21 protein-coding genes and 1 tRNA gene are annotated in these 18,701 nt (G+C 72.3%); 14 read left to right on the top strand and 8 right to left on the bottom strand.

The window, feature by feature from the left end:
* Nucleotides 1–136 precede the first annotated feature (136 nt).
* Together F6X51_RS11750 and F6X51_RS28885 are read right to left on the bottom strand one after the other, a co-directional pair.
* Nucleotides 137–586 (bottom strand): PRC-barrel domain-containing protein, encoded by a 450-nt coding sequence (locus F6X51_RS11750; protein ID WP_150963796.1) that lies wholly within the window; start codon nucleotides 584–586, stop codon nucleotides 137–139.
* Between the two features lie 238 nt (nucleotides 587–824).
* Nucleotides 825–947: a hypothetical protein gene (locus F6X51_RS28885; protein ID WP_281407637.1), complete on the bottom strand. Its 123-nt coding sequence runs from the start codon at nucleotides 945–947 to the stop codon at nucleotides 825–827.
* 466 nt (nucleotides 948–1,413) lie between these two features.
* Between F6X51_RS28885 and F6X51_RS11755 the strand changes: the two genes are divergently transcribed.
* The gene (locus F6X51_RS11755; protein ID WP_150963798.1) at nucleotides 1,414–1,740 is read left to right on the top strand and encodes an SWIB/MDM2 domain-containing protein; all 327 of its coding nucleotides are present in this window, start codon (nucleotides 1,414–1,416) and stop codon (nucleotides 1,738–1,740) included.
* Between the two features lie 288 nt (nucleotides 1,741–2,028).
* Here the strand turns inward: F6X51_RS11755 and F6X51_RS11760 are convergent, their stop codons facing one another.
* Complete coding sequence (locus tag F6X51_RS11760; RefSeq protein ID WP_150963960.1) at nucleotides 2,029–3,357, bottom strand: MFS transporter; 1,329 nt, start codon at nucleotides 3,355–3,357, stop codon at nucleotides 2,029–2,031.
* A 243-nt stretch (nucleotides 3,358–3,600) separates the two neighbouring features.
* On the opposite strand from F6X51_RS11760, the gene F6X51_RS11765 reads away from it, so the two are divergent.
* Together F6X51_RS11765 and F6X51_RS11770 are read left to right on the top strand one after the other, a co-directional pair.
* Complete coding sequence (locus F6X51_RS11765; protein WP_150963800.1) at nucleotides 3,601–4,614, top strand: alpha/beta hydrolase; 1,014 nt, start codon at nucleotides 3,601–3,603, stop codon at nucleotides 4,612–4,614.
* Nucleotides 4,615–4,641: 27 nt separating this feature from the next.
* Nucleotides 4,642–5,511 carry an NAD(P)-dependent oxidoreductase gene (locus F6X51_RS11770; protein ID WP_150963802.1) on the top strand — a complete coding sequence of 290 codons (870 nt, stop codon included), beginning with the start codon at nucleotides 4,642–4,644 and terminating at the stop codon, nucleotides 5,509–5,511.
* A gap of 22 nt (nucleotides 5,512–5,533) precedes the next feature.
* Here F6X51_RS11770 and F6X51_RS11775 read toward each other — a convergent pair whose 3' ends face one another.
* A complete protein-coding gene (locus tag F6X51_RS11775; protein WP_150963804.1) occupies nucleotides 5,534–6,328 on the bottom strand; it encodes an SDR family NAD(P)-dependent oxidoreductase in 795 nt (264 codons plus the stop codon).
* A 141-nt stretch (nucleotides 6,329–6,469) separates the two neighbouring features.
* On the opposite strand from F6X51_RS11775, the gene F6X51_RS11780 reads away from it, so the two are divergent.
* The 3 genes from F6X51_RS11780 (at nucleotide 6,470) to F6X51_RS11790 (ending at nucleotide 9,246) form a co-directional block, all read left to right on the top strand.
* Nucleotides 6,470–7,366 (top strand): LysR family transcriptional regulator, encoded by an 897-nt coding sequence (locus F6X51_RS11780; RefSeq protein ID WP_150963806.1) that lies wholly within the window; start codon nucleotides 6,470–6,472, stop codon nucleotides 7,364–7,366.
* 298 nt (nucleotides 7,367–7,664) lie between these two features.
* A complete protein-coding gene (locus tag F6X51_RS11785; protein WP_150963808.1) occupies nucleotides 7,665–8,594 on the top strand; it encodes a ring-cleaving dioxygenase in 930 nt (309 codons plus the stop codon).
* A 31-nt stretch (nucleotides 8,595–8,625) separates the two neighbouring features.
* Entirely contained in the window at nucleotides 8,626–9,246 is a 621-nt protein-coding gene (locus F6X51_RS11790; protein ID WP_150963810.1) for an alpha/beta hydrolase, read from the top strand.
* 88 nt (nucleotides 9,247–9,334) lie between these two features.
* Here the strand turns inward: F6X51_RS11790 and F6X51_RS11795 are convergent, their stop codons facing one another.
* The gene (locus F6X51_RS11795) at nucleotides 9,335–9,820 is read right to left on the bottom strand and encodes an MmcB family DNA repair protein (protein ID WP_150963812.1); all 486 of its coding nucleotides are present in this window, start codon (nucleotides 9,818–9,820) and stop codon (nucleotides 9,335–9,337) included.
* Between the two features lie 255 nt (nucleotides 9,821–10,075).
* Here F6X51_RS11795 and F6X51_RS11800 point away from each other — a divergent pair, with 255 nt between their 5' ends.
* Nucleotides 10,076–10,675, top strand: a complete 600-nt coding sequence (locus F6X51_RS11800; RefSeq protein WP_150963814.1) for a DUF6985 domain-containing protein — start codon at nucleotides 10,076–10,078, stop codon at nucleotides 10,673–10,675.
* Between the two features lie 7 nt (nucleotides 10,676–10,682).
* Here the strand turns inward: F6X51_RS11800 and F6X51_RS11805 are convergent, their stop codons facing one another.
* Entirely contained in the window at nucleotides 10,683–11,204 is a 522-nt protein-coding gene (locus F6X51_RS11805; protein WP_150963816.1) for a DedA family protein, read from the bottom strand.
* A gap of 204 nt (nucleotides 11,205–11,408) precedes the next feature.
* Between F6X51_RS11805 and pdxY the strand changes: the two genes are divergently transcribed.
* From pdxY to F6X51_RS11820, 3 genes are all read left to right on the top strand, one after another.
* Entirely contained in the window at nucleotides 11,409–12,257 is an 849-nt protein-coding gene (gene pdxY, locus F6X51_RS11810) for a pyridoxal kinase PdxY (protein ID WP_150963818.1), read from the top strand.
* A gap of 336 nt (nucleotides 12,258–12,593) precedes the next feature.
* The gene (locus tag F6X51_RS11815) at nucleotides 12,594–13,517 is read left to right on the top strand and encodes a PhzF family phenazine biosynthesis protein (protein WP_150963820.1); all 924 of its coding nucleotides are present in this window, start codon (nucleotides 12,594–12,596) and stop codon (nucleotides 13,515–13,517) included.
* Nucleotides 13,510–14,235 (top strand): NUDIX hydrolase, encoded by a 726-nt coding sequence (locus tag F6X51_RS11820; protein WP_150963822.1) that lies wholly within the window; start codon nucleotides 13,510–13,512, stop codon nucleotides 14,233–14,235. The genes F6X51_RS11815 and F6X51_RS11820 overlap by 8 nt, the downstream gene beginning before the upstream one ends.
* A gap of 75 nt (nucleotides 14,236–14,310) precedes the next feature.
* Here F6X51_RS11820 and F6X51_RS11825 read toward each other — a convergent pair whose 3' ends face one another.
* Both F6X51_RS11825 and F6X51_RS11830 read right to left on the bottom strand, forming a co-directional pair.
* Nucleotides 14,311–14,646 carry a hypothetical protein gene (locus tag F6X51_RS11825; protein WP_407658518.1) on the bottom strand — a complete coding sequence of 112 codons (336 nt, stop codon included), beginning with the start codon at nucleotides 14,644–14,646 and terminating at the stop codon, nucleotides 14,311–14,313.
* A gap of 232 nt (nucleotides 14,647–14,878) precedes the next feature.
* A complete protein-coding gene (locus F6X51_RS11830; RefSeq protein WP_150963961.1) occupies nucleotides 14,879–15,379 on the bottom strand; it encodes an SRPBCC family protein in 501 nt (166 codons plus the stop codon).
* A gap of 598 nt (nucleotides 15,380–15,977) precedes the next feature.
* On the opposite strand from F6X51_RS11830, the gene F6X51_RS11835 reads away from it, so the two are divergent.
* The 4 genes from F6X51_RS11835 (at nucleotide 15,978) to F6X51_RS27855 (ending at nucleotide 18,583) form a co-directional block, all read left to right on the top strand.
* On the top strand, nucleotides 15,978–17,549 hold the full coding sequence (locus F6X51_RS11835) for a 2-isopropylmalate synthase (RefSeq protein ID WP_150963826.1): 1,572 nt from the start codon (nucleotides 15,978–15,980) through the stop codon (nucleotides 17,547–17,549).
* A gap of 106 nt (nucleotides 17,550–17,655) precedes the next feature.
* Nucleotides 17,656–17,731 (top strand) — tRNA-Lys (locus F6X51_RS11840).
* Nucleotides 17,732–17,996: 265 nt separating this feature from the next.
* On the top strand, nucleotides 17,997–18,269 hold the full coding sequence (locus tag F6X51_RS11850; RefSeq protein ID WP_150963830.1) for a hypothetical protein: 273 nt from the start codon (nucleotides 17,997–17,999) through the stop codon (nucleotides 18,267–18,269).
* Complete coding sequence (locus tag F6X51_RS27855; RefSeq protein WP_191970094.1) at nucleotides 18,266–18,583, top strand: hypothetical protein; 318 nt, start codon at nucleotides 18,266–18,268, stop codon at nucleotides 18,581–18,583. Before F6X51_RS11850 ends, F6X51_RS27855 begins: the two co-directional genes overlap by 4 nt.
* Nucleotides 18,584–18,701 lie beyond the last annotated feature (118 nt).

Genomic DNA, 18,701 nt, shown 5'->3' on the forward strand with positions numbered 1-18,701 from the left:
ACTGAATGTCAACACGACAATGTGCTGTCGTAATGGCCGGTCCGGAACCGGGGCCAAGCGGAGTTCCGCAGGGCCCGGCTCCGGCCCCACGCGGTGAAGCCGGCGACCCCGGGTCCGGGGTCGCCGCTCTGCCGGGTCAGGCGGTCGGGACGAGCCGGCCGCCGTAATAGTCGTCGAGGCGCCCGCCATAGCTCGGGTCGGCGAAGGCGTCCTCGCCCGGCCCGTGGCTCGGGGCGCCCGCGAGGGTGTCCCGGTCGAGGTCGACCACGTAGCCGCCGAGTTCGACGCTGTAGGTCAGCGCCCGCCAGGGCAGGGGGTGGTGGTTCTCGCCGAGGCCGAGGAAGCCCCCGAAGGCCAGCACCGCGTAGGCGACCTGCCCCGAGACCTTGTCGACCATGAAGTTGTGGACCGAGCCGAGATGCTCCCCCTGTCGATTGTAGACCGCCGTGCCCTCGACCTTGTTCGAGGCGATCAGGCGCGGCGTCTCGTCGATGGCGACGCCCTCGCTGGCCGGGTCGAGCTCCATCGAGCCGGGCGCCCGGAGATGGCGTTCGTTCTGCGGATCGGTCGGCAGGTCTGTGGGCATGGAAGCTCCCGCATCGCTCGAGGGGGCGCCGGGCCGGGGCATCCGGCGGGCCGCGAGGCCCGGACGGGCCCGTGAGCGAAGGTAAGCGCCGGGGCGGAAGCGGGTTCCGGTGCGGGGCGTCCCGACCCTCGGGAGCGCCGGCGCGAGGCGGTGGCCGCGCCGGCTCACCGCGAAGGGGGGGCGCCGGGCCGGCCGGCTCCGGGGCCGCGGCCGAGGCGCGCGCCGGGCGGGGCGCCGATCAGACCAGGCCGGCGTCCCGGCCCGCCGCGTCGCCGCGCGCCTCGGCCGCAATGGCGGCCCCGAGACCGAGCAGGAGGGCGCAGGCGGAGCAGAGCGCGAGGGCTGTGGCGGTGATGAACATGCGCGCACGCTGGCAGCCGGGGCTTAACCGGGCGTTTCGTGCGCAAAAATCGTTCGTCCGGGATCGGGCCATCCGCCGCCCGCGCGGCCCCCGCCCGGGGGACGGGCGCCACCGGACCGCCCCAGGCGCGGGCCGCGCGGCGGGAGACGGGGCGCGCCCCTTCGAGGGCTCCACTAAGCGTTTGCGGCGGCTTGGTTTTTCGCACCCCCCGAGGGGCCGCCCGATCCCGCCCCCGCGCGAAGTAGTGGCGTGGTCTGGGCAAGTCATCGCCCGATTTGAACCGATCCTCGGGCCGTCCGAACGGCACGGAAACCGTTCAGAGCCTGCCAGACCTGTGGATGAGAGCGGGGATAACGACAGTTTCCCCTTGGAACGCTCGCGGCACCGCTTAGTTGTTGCAGCTATGCGCTCCGGCCAGCGGAGCTGCCACGCGTCCGCGTTTCAAGCGCGAGCACCGGAGGAAATCATGGCGACCAAGACGACGGAGACCAAGGCTGCGCCGAAGGCGAAGGCTGCCCCCAAGGCGAAGGCCGAAGGCGGCGCTGCCAAGCCGAACGCCCTGCAGCAGCCGCTCAAGCCCTCGGCCGAGCTCGGCGCCATCGTCGGCACCAGCCCGCTGCCCCGCGGCGAGGTGGTCAGCAAGGTCTGGGACTACATCAAGAAGCACAACCTGCAGAATCCGGCGAACAAGCGCGAGATCCTGGCCGACGACAAGCTCAAGAAGGTCTTCGGCAAGGACAAGTGCACGATGTTCGAGATGAACAAGCATCTCGCGGCCCACCTGAAGTCCTGAGACCACCCGACGCGCCCCGGTCCCCGCCCGCCGCGGGGGCCGCGGCGGCCGAGGGCCCATCCGGAGCCCCGGTATCGGGGATCCGCGGCGGGACGGCCGCTCCGGTCCCGCCCCGGCGCCGGAGGGCGCCGCCCCGGCGAGGGCCCATCCGGAGCCCCGGATATTCCCCGACCGGCCGGACCGTTCTTGGTCTGCCGGACGACCGCAGGACCGATCCCGACGAGGCGGTCCGCCCACCCTGCCCCCCGACGACCCGGAACGCCCTCGCTGCGGCGGGCCCCGCGGCGGCTAGCCGCCGGGCTGGCGCCGCAGCACGCTCGCGAGCGCCCCGGTGCCGGCGAGCGCCACCGCGCACCAGAGCGAGAGGGCGATGGGCTCGGCCGTGCCCGACCCGTGCGTCAGCCCGAACAGGACCGCCACCAGGGCGGCGCCGAGCGACTGGCCGGTGAGGCGCGCCGTCGATTGCATGCCGCTGGCGCCGCCGCTGCGCTCCCGCGGGGCGCTCGTGATGATCACCTTGTTGTTGGGCGACTGGAACAGGCCGAAGCCGAGGCCGCACAGGGTCAGGCGCCAGACGATGTCGAGGGTCGAGGGCGCGGGCGGCAGCAGCGCCATCCCGGTCAGCCCCGCCGCCATGATGGCGAGGCCGATGCCCCCGAGGAGGCCCGGCGCGTAGCGGTCGGCGAGGCGCCCCGAGACCGGGGCCATCGCCGCGATGGCGAGCGGCCAGGGCGTCAGCAGGAAGCCGGTCTGGGTCTCCGAGAGGTGGAGCACGTCCTGGAAGTAGAACGGCAGGGCGATATAGGCCACCATCTGGCTCGCGAAGGAGGCGATGGAGGTCGCCATCGAGAGGGCGAAGGCGGGGATCCGCAGGAGGTCCACGGGCAGGAGCGGGCTCGGCAGGCGCAGCTGGTACCAGACGAAGACCGAGCCGACGACGACCGCCCCGGCGATCTCGGCGAGCGCCAGCCCGCGCCCCTCCGGGGTGCCGATCCCGTCGATGCCGATGATCAGCAGGCCGAAGGTCAGGGCGTTGAGCCCCGCGCTCAGGGCATCGAAGCGGGCGCCGCTGCGGGGCGTTGCCGGGAGCGTGCGCGAGCCGACGAGGAGCGCCAGGAGGCCGACCGGCAGGTTCACGAGGAACAGCCAGGGCCAGGTCGCCACGGTCAGGATCGCGGCCGCCACGGTCGGGCCGGCCGCCGACGCGATGGCGACGATCAGGGCGACGTTGCCGACGCCCCGCCCGATCATCCGCTGGGGATAGATGAAGCGCACGAGCGCGATGTTCACGCTCATGATGCCCGCGGCCCCGAGCCCCTGCGCCAGCCGCGCCGCGATCAGGACCGCGAGGGAGGGCGAGAGCGCGCAGGCCACCGAGGCGACGGTGAAGACCGCGAGCCCCCCGAGATAGACCCGCCGGTAGCCCAGGATGTCGCCGAGCGAGGCCAGCGGCAGCAGCGCCGCCGTCACGGCGATCTGGTAGCCGTTGACCACGAAGATCGCCGCCCCCGGGCTCACCGCCAGGTCCTTGGCCATCACCGGCAGGGCCACGTTCACGATCGCCCCGTCGAGGATCGCCATGGTCATGGCAAGCGCGATGGCCAGGAGCGCCAGCATGCGCTCCCGCGGCGGCAACCCGTCCGGGGGCGTGCCCGCCGGCGATGGCTCCGCCGGCGGCGCGCCGCCCTCCTCCGCCGCCCGGCCGGCCGGGCCCTGGCGCTGTGTCGGGCCCTGGGTTCCGGCCATCGTCGCGTGCTCCTGATGCGCCTTCGGGCGATATCGGCCGCTTGGTGGGCCCTCAAGTGCCCTATGTCACCCCGCGAACGTGGATTTGTTCAAGGCTTGCGTGCGAGATCGTTCATGAAATGTTCCATGCTGCTCCTCGGTCTCGGGCTCGCCGCGGCGCCCCTGGCGGCCCCCGTCGCGGCCCGCGCGCAGGCGCCCGCGCCCCTCGGCATCGGGCTCGAGGGCTTCGCCTATCCCTACCCCGTCCGCTTCCTGCCCCTGACCCGGGACAACGAGGCCCAGCGCCTCGCCTACATGGACGTGGCGCCCGCCGCCGCACCCAACGGGCGCACCGCTATCCTGTTGCACGGACGGAACTTTCCGGCGAGCTACTGGCAGCCCGTGATCGTCGCGCTGAGCCGCGCGGGCTACCGCGTGGTGGTCCCCGACCAGCTCGGATTCGGCAAGTCCTCGAAGCCCGTCGGCCCCTTCGGCTTCGACCGGATGGCCGCCGACACCGTCGCGCTCCTCGACGCCCTCGGCCTCGCCCGGGTCGACGTCGTGGCCCATTCCATGGGCGGCATGCTCGCCATCCGCCTCGCCCGCAACGCCCCGGACCGCGTCAACAGCCTCGTCCTCGAAGCCCCCCTCGGCCTCGAGGATTACCGATTCGCGGTGCCGCCGGTCTCGAACGACGTCCTCCTGCAGCGCGAGGGCGCCCTCACGGCCGAGGCCTACCGGCGCCAGCTGATCACGAGCTACGCCCTGTCCCTGCCGCCCGCGGCGATCGAGCCGTTCGTCGAGATCCGCGAGCGCGTGAAGGACTCGGGCGAGTATCCCCGCTGGCTCCAATCCTTCGTGAATTCCTATCAGGCGATCTGGGGCCAGCCGGTCGTGCACGAGATCCCCCTGGTGACGGCGCCGGCCCTCTTCGTCATGGGTGCCAACGATCACAACGCGCCGGGCAAGCCCTACGCGCCGCCCGAGCTGCAGCCCGGAATGGGCCAGAACGCGGCCCATGCCCGGGCGCTGGCCGCGCGGATGGCCGACGGCCGCGCCGAAATCATTGAGGGCGTCGGCCACCTCGTCCACATGGAGGCGACCGAGCGCTTCAACGAGCTGACGCTCGAATTCTTGAATAGCCATTGATATCAATATTTTAACAGGAGAACCGAGATGGATGTCGGAGTCATCGGCCTCGGCCGGATGGGCCAGGGCATGGCCGCGAGCCTGATCCGGGCGGGCCACACGGTCCGGGTCTGGAACCGCTCCCCCGACGCCGCCAAGGCCGTCGCGGGGGCGAAACCCGTGGCGAGCGCGGCGGAGGCCTTCCGGGGCGACGCGGCGATCACGATGCTGGCCGACGACGCGGCCCTGCGCGGCGTCATCGTGGAGGGCGGCCTGCTCGACTCGCCCGAGCGCCCCGGGCTGCATCTCGGCATGAGCACGATCTCGGTCTCGCTCGCGGCCGAGCTCGCGGCGCTCCATGAACGGGCGGGCGTTCCCTACGTGGCGGCTCCCGTCTTCGGGCGCCCGGACGTTGCCGAGAAGGGCGCGCTCAACATCGTGGCGGCCGGCGCGGCGGCGGCGATCGACCGCGCCGCGCCCCTCCTCGACGCGATGGGGACCCGGACGTGGCGCTTCGGCGATGAGCCTCAGCGCGCCAATGCCGTGAAGCTCGCCGGCAACTTCATGCTGGTCTCGGCCATCGAGGCCATGGGCGAGGCCGCAGCCTTCGCCGAGGGGCACGGCGTCGCGGGGGGCGAGCTCCTCGATCTCCTCACCAACACCCTCTTCGCCTCGCCGGTCTACAAGGGCTACGGCGCCTCGATCGCGGCCGACCGCTACGAACCGCCGGGCTTCAACCTCAGGCTCGGGGCCAAGGACGTCCGTCTCGCCCTGGCTGCCGCCGAGGCCGTCGGCGTGCCGATGCCCTTCGCGAGCGTGTTGCGCGACAACCTGATCGAGGCGATGGCCCATGGCGACGGCGAGAAGGATCTCGCCGCGCTGGCCCGGGTGGCGGCCCGGCGCAGCGGCCGGGGCTGAGCGAGCGCGGCCGGCGATCCGCTCACGCGATCGTCGGCACGATGCCGCCCTCGACCCGCAAGGCCGCCCCGTTCGTGGCGGCGGAGAGGGGGCTCGCCAGATAGGCCACCAGCGCGGCGATCTCCTCCGGCTCGATCATGCGCTGGATCAGCGACAGGGGTCGGTGGAGGCGGAAGAACTCCGCCTCAAGAACCTCCGGCGCGGCGTTCGGATCGGTGGCGACGCTCCGGAGAAAATCGACGATGCCCTCCGAGCGGGTCGGCCCCGGCATCACCGAATTCACCGTCACCGCGGTGCCCTTCGTGAGTTGCGCGAGGCCCCGCGCGATGGTGAGCTGAGCCGATTTCGTCACCGCGTAGTGGATCATGTCCGGCGGGACCACGAGGCCGGACTCGCTCGACACGAAGATGATCCGCCCCCAATTCCGGTCGAGCATCGGCGGGAAATAGCGCTGGGCGAGCCGCGCGCCGCTGACGACGTTGGTCTCGAACAAGCCGTGCCAATCCGCATCCGCGATCTCCGCGAAGGGCTTCGACTCGTAGATGCCGAGATTGTTCACCAGCACGTCCACCCGCGGGACCTCGCGGGCCAGGATCTCGGCACCCTCCGCCGTCGCCGCGTCGGCGAGAACGCCCCGCACGGGTCCGGCCCCCGGCTCCGCCGCGACGAGGGCCGCAGCCTGATCGAGTTTTGCGCGGGACCGACCCGTGACCACGACCGACGCGCCTTCGGCGGCGAGCTTGCGGGCGATCTCAAGCCCGATGCCGGCGGTCGAGCCGGTGATCAGGGCCGTTTTGTCGTTGAGCTTCAGATCCATAGCGATGCCTCTTCGGGATTGTGGGGGGAGGGCGTGCACCCGTCGGTCCAATCCCCAGAGAGATGCCGCTCCGGTTCATTGCTGAAAAGGCGGCGAGGCGGCACGATCGTCGTGCATCCAATGCACGAATGGGGTGGCTGCGTGGACAACCGGCTCGGCGAGATGGAGGCCTTCGTTCAGGTGGCGCGCCGCGGCAGCTTCGCGGCGGCGGCCAAGGCGCTGCGGCAGACGCCCTCCGCCGTGAGCCGCGCCGTTGCGCGGATCGAGGAGCGTCTCGGCACCCGCCTGATCCAGCGCACCACGCGTTCCCTGCGGCTGACGAACGAGGGCGAGGCCTACTTCCTGCGCGCGAGCGACCTGCTCACCGAGCTCGAGGCCATGGAAGGCAGCCTGAACCGGGAGGCCGCCGAGCCGAGCGGACGCCTCCGAGTCAACGCATCGGTTCCCTTCGGTCTGCGTGCGATCGTGCCGGTGCTGCCCACCTTCCTGGCCGCCTATCCGCGGCTGACCGTGGAGCTGTCGCTGACGGACGAGATCATCGACTTGATCGAGGCCCGGGCCGACGTGGCGATCCGGATCGGACCGTTGCGCGACACGCGCCTTCGCGCGAAGCGTCTCGGCCGCAGCCGCATGATGCTGGTGGCGAGCCCGGATTACCTGCGGGCCCGCGGAGTGCCGGAGCACCCCGACGCCCTGCCGCGGCACGATTGCCTGACCTTCAGCTTCCGCCGGTCCCTCGACACGTGGCCGTTTCGCATCGGCGAGGACGTGGTGCAGCGTCCGGTTCAGGGCAGCTTCCTGGGGAATTCCGGCGAGGTGGTGCGCCTGATGGCCCTCGGTGGGGCCGGGATCGCGCGGCTCGCCCGCTTCCACATCGCCGACGACGTCGCGGCCGGCCGCCTCGCCCCGGTCCTCGAGGCCTTCAGCCCGGGCGACGCTGAGGACATCCATGTGCTCTTTGCCGGGGACGACCGGCTCGCCCTGCGCATCCGCTGCTTCATCGATTTCCTGACCGAGACCGTCGCGATCCGCGATTGACCGAACCTCAGCAGCGTCAGCCGAGACCGGTCCGGCCTGCGCGCGCCAGGAATTTTCTCAAATCAGGTCAGAGCTTTAAGGCCAGACACCCCTCAAGTGCTCAAGCTCGATCGGTGACACGCGCCAGGGATCCTGCTCGGCGCCGCTCTCGAAGGCGGCCAACGCTTCCACGTCGCAGTGACGGATCCAGGCATTCTTTGGAAACGATGGATTTCTGTTGTTTCTATTTTCTCACCTCATCCGAAGAGCCAGATTGCCTCCATCGACCCGATGCCGGGTCCAACGGGAGATGATCATCATGTCCGAGCACGGCCTCCATCACGTCACGGCCTTTTCCGGCCCGGCGCTTCGCAACGTGGATTTCTACACCCGCGTGCTCGGCCTCCGGCTCGTGAAGAAGACCGTCAATTTCGACGATCCGGGCACCTACCACCTCTATTACGGCGACGAGACGGGGCGGCCCGGCACCATCCTGACCTTCTTCCCCTGGGAGCATGCCGTCCCCGGCCGGACCGGGATCGGCGAGACGCAGGAGACCGCCTTCCGCGTGCCCCGGTCCTCGATCGGCTACTGGACGCATCGCTTCATCGCGCAGGGGGTGACCCATGAGGCGCCCGCGCAGGTCTTCGGCGAGACGGTGCTGCCCTTCCGCGACCCGGACGGGATGGCGCTGGCCCTCGTGGGCACAGACGGTGCGGAGGCCGAGCCGGCTTGGACGGCGGGCGAGGTTCCGGCCGAACACGCGATCCGGGGCTTCCACGGCGTCACGCTGCTCCTGCGGGAGGCCGCTCCCACGGCGGCGATCCTGACCGGCGTGCTCGGCTTCCACGAGGTCGGGCGCGAGGGCGCGCAGACGCGCTTCCGCAGCGGGACGGATCTCGGCGGGTCCGTGACGCTCCGGGCGGTCGGCGACTTCCTGCGGGGGCGTCAGGGCGCCGGATCGGTCCACCACATCGCGTTCCGGGCGGCGGACGACGCGGCCCAGGCCGCGATGGTCCGCCAGCTGACGGAGGAGCACGGGCTGGCGGTCACCGAGCAGCGCGACCGCAACTACTTCCGCTCGGTCTATTTCCGCGAGCCGGGCGGCGTGCTGTTCGAGATCGCGACCGACGTGCCGGGCTTTGCCGTCGACGAGCCCGTCACGGCGCTCGGCGAGGCGCTGAAGCTGCCGCCCTTCCTCGAGCCGCACCGGGCCGAGATCGAGGCCGTGCTGCCGAAGGTCGCCTAGGAAAAACCGAGATTTGACAAGGAGATAGGCCATGGCCACCACGCTCGCCTTCAGCCACCGCTTCGAGCCGGCCTCCGGCCCGGAGCGGCCCCCGCTCCTGCTCCTGCACGGGACCGGCGGGGACGAGAACGACCTGATCCCCCTCGGGCGGGCGCTGGCCCCCGGGGCGGCGCTGCTCTCGCCGCGCGGCCCGGTCCTGGAGAACGGCATGCCGCGGTTCTTCCGGCGCCTGTCCGAGGGCGTGTTCGACGAGGCGGACCTGCGCCGCCGGACCGGAGAACTCGCTGATTTCATTGAGGAAGCGCGCGACGCTTACGGGATCGGGGCCCCCGTCGCGGTGGGCTTCTCGAACGGCGCCAACATCGCGGCCGCGCTCCTCCTGCTGCGGCCGGAGGTGCTGGCCGGCGCCGTCCTGATCCGCGCGATGGTGCCGCTGGCCGAACCGCCCGCGGGGGACCTCGGGGGCAAGCCGGTCCTGATCCTGTCGGGGGCGGTCGATCCGATCGTGCCGGCGGAGAATTCCGGGCGCCTCGCCGCGCAGCTGGAGCGGGCCGGGGCCCGGGTCGAGCACCGGCGGCTGCCCGTCGGGCACGGGCTCAGCCAGGGGGATCTGACCCTCGCCCGGGACTGGATCGCGGCCCACGCGGCCTGATCCGGCACGCGACCAGAAGTTTAAAAACGATGATCTACCAATTGGTTAGTGCCGGTCCCGCCAGGGCGGGGCCGGCCCTGGCGGGCGGTCAGAGCACGCCGTCGCGGATCGCGCCGGGGTCGGCCAGGGCGTGGAGCAGGCTGGCGGCGCAATGGGCGAAGCGCAGGGTCACGGCCTTGCGGCGGGCGCCGCTCAGGGGGTGGTCGGCGGGATCGCGCAGGATCGCGCCCCCGAAGGCATCGGCCACGATGAGGCCGGCCTCCTCCGGGATCAGGCTCTCGGGCAGGCTCTCGGGGATGGCGAAGTAGAAGCGGTCGCAGTAATCGCGATAGTCCGGCCACTTCTTGTCGGCCCGGAAATCGGCGACGCTCGACTTGATCTCGACGATGGTGAGCTTTCCGCAAGCAGAGAGCGCGATCACGTCGGCGCGGCGTCCATTCGCCAGCGAGAACTCTGGGATCGTGACCTGGCCGAGGTCGGCGAAAAGCCTGCGCACGCCGCGCTGAACGCTGGCGGCCGTCGGCGACTGGCGCCGGTCGGGGGGGAGGATCGCGAGGGAGAGCGCTGCGGACACGGGCGGAATCGAGGGGTTCGGGGGGCCGGGCGGGCGTCCCGAATCGGGACGGCGCCCCATCGAACCAGTTCGGTCCGGCCTTGTCACCTGCGGCGCCGGCACCGCACGAGCATGGAAGAATTCATGAACGAGCCCATCGAAAACCGGGGGATCCGTTCATGATCGTTCGAACGAATCGCGTGCGACGGCGCGTGCCGCGCCGGACGGGCGATGCTATAGGCGGGTCGTGCGGTCGCCACCGGTTCGGGGAGCGTCATGGATACCGTGCCCGAGGTCGCCAACATTCCGGACGCGCTCCGGACGCGCCTGCGCGGCGCCGGCGATGATCTTGAGATCGGCCTGTCGTCCTGGGAGCGCCTGTTCGGGACGGCGCGGGGGGCCAAGCCCGGCTGGCTCCGCCTCGGGCCCCCGGAGAACGGGGTCGCCTTCACGGCGGCCGGGATCGCGGCCCTGGTGGGGCTCGCCGCCGAGCAGGAGGCCGTCGCGGCCGCGATCGTCGAGGCGGTGGCCCGGGCGATGCCGCGGATCGGCGACGTGCTCGGCCTCGTCGAGGGCGACGAGAGCGTCTCCCTGCCCGAGCCCGCCGAGATCGGGGCCGCCCTGGCCCCCGTGCGGGTGCAGGTCCACGATCCCGGGGCGGGAGCCGGCCCGGCGCTCGTCGGCCTCGCCTTCGGCTGCTCCTGGGATCCGGAGCACGGGCTCGGCATCCTGCTGCGGCGGACCGAGGTGCTCGGGGTCGACACCGCGGAGGCGGTGCTCGCGCGGGCGGTGGCGGAGGCGGCGGCCCACGGCCGCCACGCCTTCTTCCTCTCCAGCCACCCGGACGACGAGGGCGGCGAGGGCGACGAGGGCTGAGCCGGCCTCAGCCCTGGAAATGGGTCAGGAGGCCGGCGCCCGGCGCCAGCAGCACGAAGGCCCAGACCAGGGCCGACAGGATGTTGGCGACCTGGAACGGCAGGCGGTCGACCCCGAACATGCCGGCGATCAGGGGCACCACCGCCCGGGCCGGCCCGAAGAAGCGCCCGACGGCGACGGCCGCCGCCCCCCAGCGGTGCAGGAAGGCCTCGCCCCGGGCCACCATCTCGGGGTAGCGCCGCATCGGCCACAGGCGCTTGGCGCCGTCCTTGTAGTGGTGGCCGAACTCGTAGGAGACCCAGTCGCCGAGGGCCGCCCCGAGCGCGGCGGCGAGCACCACCGGCCAGAACGGAATCTGGGCCGCCCCCACCAGGGCGCCGATGCCGAGCAGGATCACGGTCGCGGGGACGAGGAGCGACAGGAAGGCGAGGGATTCGCAGAAGGCCAGGACCCCCGCGATCAGCGGCGTCCAGTCCTTGTTGGCCTCGACGAAGCCGAGGGTCGCGGTGCGCAGGGCGTCGAAGTCCATGATGATCCTTCAGCGCGATCCTCGGATGCGGTCCTGGGGCGCGCCCCGGCCCCGCCGCGGCCGCCCGGCCGGGTCCCTCTGTGCGGAGCCCGGCGCGGCGGCGCAAGCGGAACCCGCGCGGGCGGAGCCGCCGCGGGGATGCGCGCGGCCCGGAACGGGGCTAACACCCGGTCTCGGGTTCGCGTCGCGAGAGGAAGGCTCCCGGTGAAGGTTCTGTCGATCCAGTCGCACGTCGCCTACGGGCATGTGGGGAACGCCTCCGCGGTCTTCCCGATGCAGCGCCTCGGCGTCGAGGTCTGGCCGATCCACACGGTGCAGTTCTCGAACCACACCGGCTACGGCGCCTGGCGGGGGCGCGTCTTCGACGGGCCGGCCATCGAGGAGCTGGTCCTCGGCATCGGCGAGCGCGGCGTCCTCGGCCAGTGCGACGGGGTGCTCTCGGGCTACATGGGCTCGGCCGATATCGGCACGGCGATCCTGGGGGCGGTCCGGGCGGTGCGCCAGGCCAACCCGCGGGCGCTCTACGCCTGCGACCCCGTGATGGGCGATACCGGGCGCGGCGTCTACGTGCGCCCCGGCATCCCGGATTTCATGCGCGGCCAGGCGGTGCCCGCCGCCGACATCGTCACCCCGAACCAGTTCGAGCTCGACGTGCTCACGGGCCTGCCGACCGGCACCCTGGAGGAGGCCAAGCGCGCGGTCGCGGCCCTCCAGGCGCTGGGCCCCCGGGTGGTGCTCGTCACCTCGCTCATCACCGACGCGACGCCGCCGGGCGCCATCGACCTCCTGGCCGGGGAGGGGGGCGGGTTCTGGTGCGTGCGCACGCCGCGCCTCGCCCTCGACGTCAACGGGGCGGGCGACGCCATCGCGGCCCTGTTCTTCGTCCACTACGCCCGCACCGGCTCGGCCGCCCTGGCGCTCGGCATGGCCTCGGCCTCCGTCTACGGCCTGCTGCGCCGCACCGCCGAGGCCGGCTCCCGCGAGATCCTGACGGTGGCCGCGCAGGAGGAGTTCGTGTCCCCGAGCGAGACCTTCCCGGTCGAGGCGGTGTGAGGGCGGTCCTCCGGGTCCGTCCGCCCGAGGGGTCGAGATCCCGTGCGACCTCGACGGGACCGTGATCGCGAATGGAAGACCCGGCGACTGGAAGACCCTAGCGGATTGCGGATGTGCCGGGCCGGAACCTCGCTCACCAGGGCTGGTTCCGGCGGCCTCCGGCGCTGAGGCGCAGGATCTGCCGCGCGCCCCGGCATTGCCCTGATGTCGGCGCGGCCCGGCGCCCGCCGCCATTGCGAATCGAGCGCCGACCCGACAGCTTCGGCGCGACGCCGACGCCCCCGGCCGCGCGGCCGGGGGCGTCCTTCCCGCGCGCCCCGAAGGTGTTCCGCTCCCATGACCCGACGCCGCTTCGCCACCCTCGACGTGTTCACGGACGAGCCCTATGCCGGCAACCCGCTCGCGGTGGTGCTCGACGGCGAGGGCCTGGATGGGGCCGCGATGCAGCGCATCGCCCGGGAGTTCAACCTGTCCGAGACGGTGTTCGTGCTGCCCCCCGCCGAGGCGCGCCACCGGGCCCGCATCCGCATCTTCACCCCCGCGCGCGAGCTGCCCTTCGCCGGGCACCCGACCGTCGGCACCGCGGTGCTCCTGGGGCTGCAGGATCAGGCCCGCGGGGTCGGGGCGGCCCGGGCCGACGCCCTCGCGTTCGGGCTCGAGGAGGCGATCGGCATCGTGCCCTGCGTGGTCGAGGCGGGGGCGGGGCGGGGCCGCGCCCGCTTCAAGGCCCCGGCGCTGCCGAGCTTCCTCGGGGAGGGGCCGGAGCCCGCGGCCCTCGCGGCCGCCCTCTCCCTCGCGCCGGAGGATATTGGGATGGGCGCCCATGGTCCGAGCCGGCACGGGGCGGGGGTCGACTTCACCTTCGTGCCGGTTGCCTCCCGCGACCGCCTCGACGCGGCCCGGATCGACCCGGGCGCCCTCGCGGCCCTCGGCGAGGGCTTCGGCGGGACCGGCGCGCTCTACCTCTACGCCTCCGACCCCGAGGGGCTCGGCCAGCGCTACCAGGCCCGGATGTTCGCCCCCCATCTCGGCGTGCCGGAGGATCCCGCCACCGGCTCGGCGGCGGCGGCCTTCGCCGGGGTGCTGATGCAGTTCGAGCCCCTGGGCACGGGCACGCACGACGTCGTCCTGCGGCAGGGCCTCGCCATGGGCCGCCCGAGCGAGATCGCCCTGCAGCTCGTGATCGCGGACGGCGTCCTGCGCTCCGTCGAGATCGGGGGCGCCGCCGTTCTGGTCAGCGAGGGCAGCCTCGTTGCCTGAGAGGGGCGGGGCCGCCGGCTTCACGCTCCACCCGCTCCGGCGCCTGACGGCCCGCCTCGTCCCCTACGAGTGGGATTGGGCGCGGGCCGAGGCGCGGGCGATCGCCGAGAACTGGGCGCGGCGCGTCGCCGAGCGGCCGGGCCTGTTCGACGGGCCGGTGCTCCTCGCCTGCGGCCTGAGCCTCGCGGACGGCGCCTGCGAGGCCCGCTTCTTCGAGACGACCTACGCGCGCTTCCTCGCCTTCCGGGACGCGGGCCGCCCGGAGGGGCCCGTCGCCAACGCCTTCGCGGCGATCGTGCCCCGCAGCCGGGACGGGGCCGTGCTCCTCGGCGAGATGGGCGGCCACACCGCCAATGCCGGGCAGGTCTACTTCCCCTGCGGCACCCCGGACCCGGGGGACGTCCGCGGCGCGGGCGTCGACCTCGCCGGCAGCGCCGTCCGGGAATTGCGGGAGGAGACCGGCCTCGCGCTCCCCGACGACGCGCCCGAGGCGTGGCTGCTCCTGCGCGGGGAGGGGCAATGCGCCTTCCTGCGCCCCGTCGCCTTCCCGGAGGCGGCGGACGCCCTCCGCGACCGGATGGAGGCGCACCGGGCCCGCGAGGCCGAGCCCGAGCTCGCCCGCATCGTGATCGCCCGGTCCCTCGGCGACATCGACCCGGGCCGGATGCCCGGCTTCGTGCGCGCCTACCTGGCGCAGGCCTTCTGCCCGCGGGGCTGAGGCTCCGCGGTGCGTGGGGCTGAGGCTTCGCGGGGCGTGGGCGCCCCAGGGGTCGCGAGGCCCCGCGGGACCGGCCTACGGGTAGCCGTAGCGGGACTTGGCGGCGGCGAGGAGGTGCAGGGCCTCGCCCTCGCGCCCGGCCGCGCAGGCCGAGGCGGCGCGGGCGAGATCGGCGCCGAAGCGGGCGCCCACGGGCTGGTTCAGGTTGCCGGTGGCGACGTCGCTGTCCACCACGGCCTGGGTCCGGGCGATGGCGGGGCCGCAGCCCGCGCCCTGGGGCAGCGGCGTGATCGCCGGGGGCGTGGCGGCGGCAATCGCCACGGGCGGCGCGCCCGCCTTCGGCTGGCAGGCGCCGAGGAGGACGGCGGGCAGGAGAGTGGCGGACAGGAGGGCGGCGCGGGCGGGGCTCAGGCGGTGCGGTGTCAAGGGCGGCATCCCGGGTTCACGGCAGGGCGTGCGTACGGCGCAGCTTGGCGCCGCCGGGTTTGTGCCGCTCCGCCGCCGGGCGGTCAATCGCCGCGGCGCGGCCCGTCCTGCGCCGCCGCGGGATGCCCCGCGGCGCGGCCCGTCCTGCGCCGCCGCGGGATGCCCCGCGGCGGCGGTCGCGCCCGGCCGGACGCGCGCCGACCCGGATGGGTCGGGCCTACCGGCTCTTGTCCGCGATGGCCTTGAGGCCCGAGGTGTAGATGCCCTCGATCGCGTCCTTCGCGACGGTGTCCGGCGCGCCCTTGGCGTTGAACGTGCCGTCCCAGGTCACCTTCGAGCCCGCGCCCTCCGGCGCCACCGCGATCGTCGACTTGTAGTCGCTGACGGGGAGCGGGCTCTCGAGGATGACGTAGGTGTAGGACATCACCTTGTCGTCGCGGATGACCTGCTCCTCCACGATGCTGCCGCCGCCCTTGAGGCTGAGGGTGCGGATCTTCTTGCCGTCCTTCTCCGAGGGCGCGCAGGTCTCGATGGCCGGGTGCCAGGAGCCGATGCCGCAGAAATCCCCGATGGTCTGCCAGACCTTGGCCGGGGGCGCGGCGACGTCGACGGATTTCTGGACATCGAGGGCGAGGCCCGGCACCGTCCCGGCGAGGAGGCCGAGGCCGGCGCAGGCGAGGGGACGCAGGGACAGGGAGCGCGAGAGCAGGCGCGACATGGTGGGGGTCTCCATCCGGTTTCTTGTGCGGCACCGGGATGATCCCCGGCGCGGGCCTGTGGGGCTGCCCCGAAGCTAGGCCGGATCGCCGCCGCGGCAATGGAGCGGCGCTGACGAGGCTGCTCCCCGAGGGGGGCTTCCGGCCCGGAGGGGGGCTTCACTCCCCGAGGGGGCTTCCGTGCCCGAGGAGGCTTCCGGGCCCGGGGCGCGTCCCCGAACGGCGTCCGGCCGGACGCCCGCCGCCTGTTCGTCGGCCCGTTCTTGTCTTTCCGCCGCGCCGGGGCTAGGTACGGTCGCCTGTGCGGGACCCGGCGCGCGCGCCGCCCCGATTCGTCACCGCCGATCGCTGCCCCCGATCGTGCCCCGAGGAGAGACGAGCCTTGGCCAGAGCCGGCTCCGCGCCCATCGCCGCCCACGCTGCCCCCGCAGCGCCGCGGTCGCGCGCGCCCCTCGCCAGCCTCCTCCTTAGCCGCCCCTGAGGGCCGGCCGGGCGCCTGCGCCTGGGCACTCAGGGGACGCGGACCGCCACGACGACAGGCTTACAGGGCGCCGCCGGCCGCGACAGCGGGGCGCGCCGCGACCAGGGTACACGACCGCCATGACCAGCCAGACCACGACCCCCCAGGGCACCAAGGACCGGGTCCTCATCTTCGACACCACCCTGCGCGACGGCGAGCAATGCCCCGGCGCCACCATGACCCTCGACGAGAAGCTCGCGGTGGCCGAGCTCCTCGACACGATGGGCGTCGACATCATCGAGGCCGGCTTCCCGATCGCCTCGAACGGCGATTTCGAGGCGGTGGCGGAGATCGCCCGCCGCGCCAAGCGGGCCGTGATCGCGGGCCTCGCCCGGGCGATCCCGGGCGACATCGCCCGGGCCGGCGAGGCGGTGCGCCACGCCGCCCGCGGGCGCATCCACACCTTCGTGTCGACCTCCCCGATCCACCTCGCCCACCAGATGCGCAAGACCGAGGACGAGGTCGTCGAGATCATCCTCAAGACCGTGTCCCAGGCCCGCGACCTCGTGGAGGACGTGGAATGGTCCGCCATGGACGCGACCCGCACGCCGATCGACTATCTCTGCCGCTGCGTCGAGGCCGCGATCCGGGCCGGCGCCACGACCATCAACCTGCCCGACACGGTGGGGTACGCCACGCCCGCGGAGTACCGGACCATGTTCGAGCAGGTGCGCGCCCGCGTGCCGAACGCCGACAAGGCGGTGTTCTCGGTGCATTGCCACGACGATCTCGGCCTCGCCATCGCGAACTCGCTCGCGGGCGTCGAGGGCGGCGCCAGGCAGGTCGAGTGCACCGTCAACGGCATCGGCGAGCGGGCCGGCAACGCGGCCCTCGAGGAGATCGTCATGGCGATCCGCACCCGCGGCGACGTGATGCCCTACGAGACCGGCATCGAGGCGACGATGCTGACCCGGGCCTCGAAGCTCGTCTCGCACGCGACGAACTTCCCCGTGCAGTTCAACAAGGCGATCGTCGGCCGCAACGCCTTCGCGCACGAGAGCGGCATCCACCAGGACGGCATGCTCAAGCACACCGAGACCTACGAGATCATGACCCCGGCCTCGGTCGGCGTCAGCAAGACCTCGCTGGTGATGGGCAAGCATTCCGGCCGCGCCGCCTTCCGCTCGAAGCTCGACGAGCTCGGCCTGCACCTGTCCGACAACCAGGTCCAGGACGTGTTCGAGCGCTTCAAGGCGCTGGCCGACCGCAAGAAGCACGTCTACGACGAGGACATCGAGGCCCTGGTCGACGAGAACCTCGCCACCGCCCACGACCGCATCCGCCTCGTCTCCCTCTCGGTGATCGCGGGCACCCGCGGGCCGCAGCGCGCCACCATGAAGATCGCCATGGACGGCCGCACCCTGACGGAGGAGGCCGACGGCAACGGGCCGGTGGACGCGGTGTTCAACTGCATCAAGGCGCTGGTGCCGCACGAGGCCGAGCTCGAGCTCTACCAGGTCCACGCGGTGACCGAGGGCACGGACGCGCAGGCGGAGGTCTCGGTGCGTCTGAAGGCCGGCGAGCGCACCATGACGGCCCGCGGCGCCGACCCGGATACCCTGGTCGCCTCGGCCAAGGCCTACCTCTCGGCCCTCAACAAGCTCTCGGCCACGGCCGTGCGCCTGCACGCCCAGCACGCCGCGGCCGAATAGCCAATAAAAGTGCAGGCCGGGGGTGGACAGCCCCCGGCCCCCTTGGTATCAGCCCCCACCTCGCCGACGGACTTGGTGGCCGCGGCGGATCGCTGACAAGCGATAAGGGCGCATAGCTCAGTTGGTAGAGCAGCTGACTCTTAATCAGCGGGTCCTAGGTTCGAACCCTAGTGCGCCCACCAAATAAATCAAAACCTTAGCCGGGATCCGAGACGTCGTTTCGACACGACGTCTCCGGCTTATTTCGACAAACCGTCCTTCTTCGTTCTCGCGTCCAAGCGTGTCCGCGCTCCCGCCTGCCGTGGCTTCGGCGTCGCTTGCGCGTATGCGGACGCCCGCAGCCCTCACGGCAGCCCCTTGCCCTCCGGGACCGGATCACGGCTGAGGGCTGCGGCCAGTCGACGGGATCGAAGAAGCGGTGCTCGCGTCGGATGGGCATGGACCCAGATGGCCACGCCCGAACGCTCCAGCGCTGCTCCCCTCGTGAAGGCGGCCCTCTCGAGTTCGCAGCGGGTTTCCCCCCCCTCGCGCGCAGCGGGGATAATCTGGCAATGGTCTTCCGGTTATTCAGGCGCTTCGCTCGACGCCAAGACCGGCAAGGTCAACTGGTCGGTCGTGAACGGCGATCCGAAGAAGGGCGAGACCAACACCGCGACGGTTCTGCCGGTCAAGGACAAGGCGGCGAGCTCCTCGTCGCCGAGAAGTTCGATCCGGTGGTGAACTGGGCCACCAAGGTCGACATGGAGAAGGGCTCGAAGAACTACGGTCGTCCGCTGGTCGTGTCGAAGTACTCGACGTTCATCAGGATCAGCGTTGAAAGCTTCGCAAGAGCCCAGTCCCGAGTGATCCTTCAAGGCGTTGCCGCGGCCGATGTACCCGACGACGGTCCGGGTATCCCAATGCCCGCTCTGATCCATGATCCGAATCAGAACTGCACCCCGCTCGGCTGCCGTCGTGACGTATCTGTCCCGCAGACTGGGGACGTGACGGACGGGCACGCTTTGGTGGCTGGATGGCTGCGAGCTTCCCGGTGATCGGGTCGAAGACGACAATCGCCATGGCGTATTTGCCCGTTTGCATAACCTTATATTTTACTTCGGATAAGTTAATATAATATTAACAAAATCAGCTCGTACAGTCGATTACTCTGTC

It is taken from the genome of Methylobacterium planeticum (assembly GCF_008806345.1).
Classification (GTDB): Bacteria; Pseudomonadota; Alphaproteobacteria; order Rhizobiales; family Beijerinckiaceae; genus Methylobacterium; species Methylobacterium planeticum.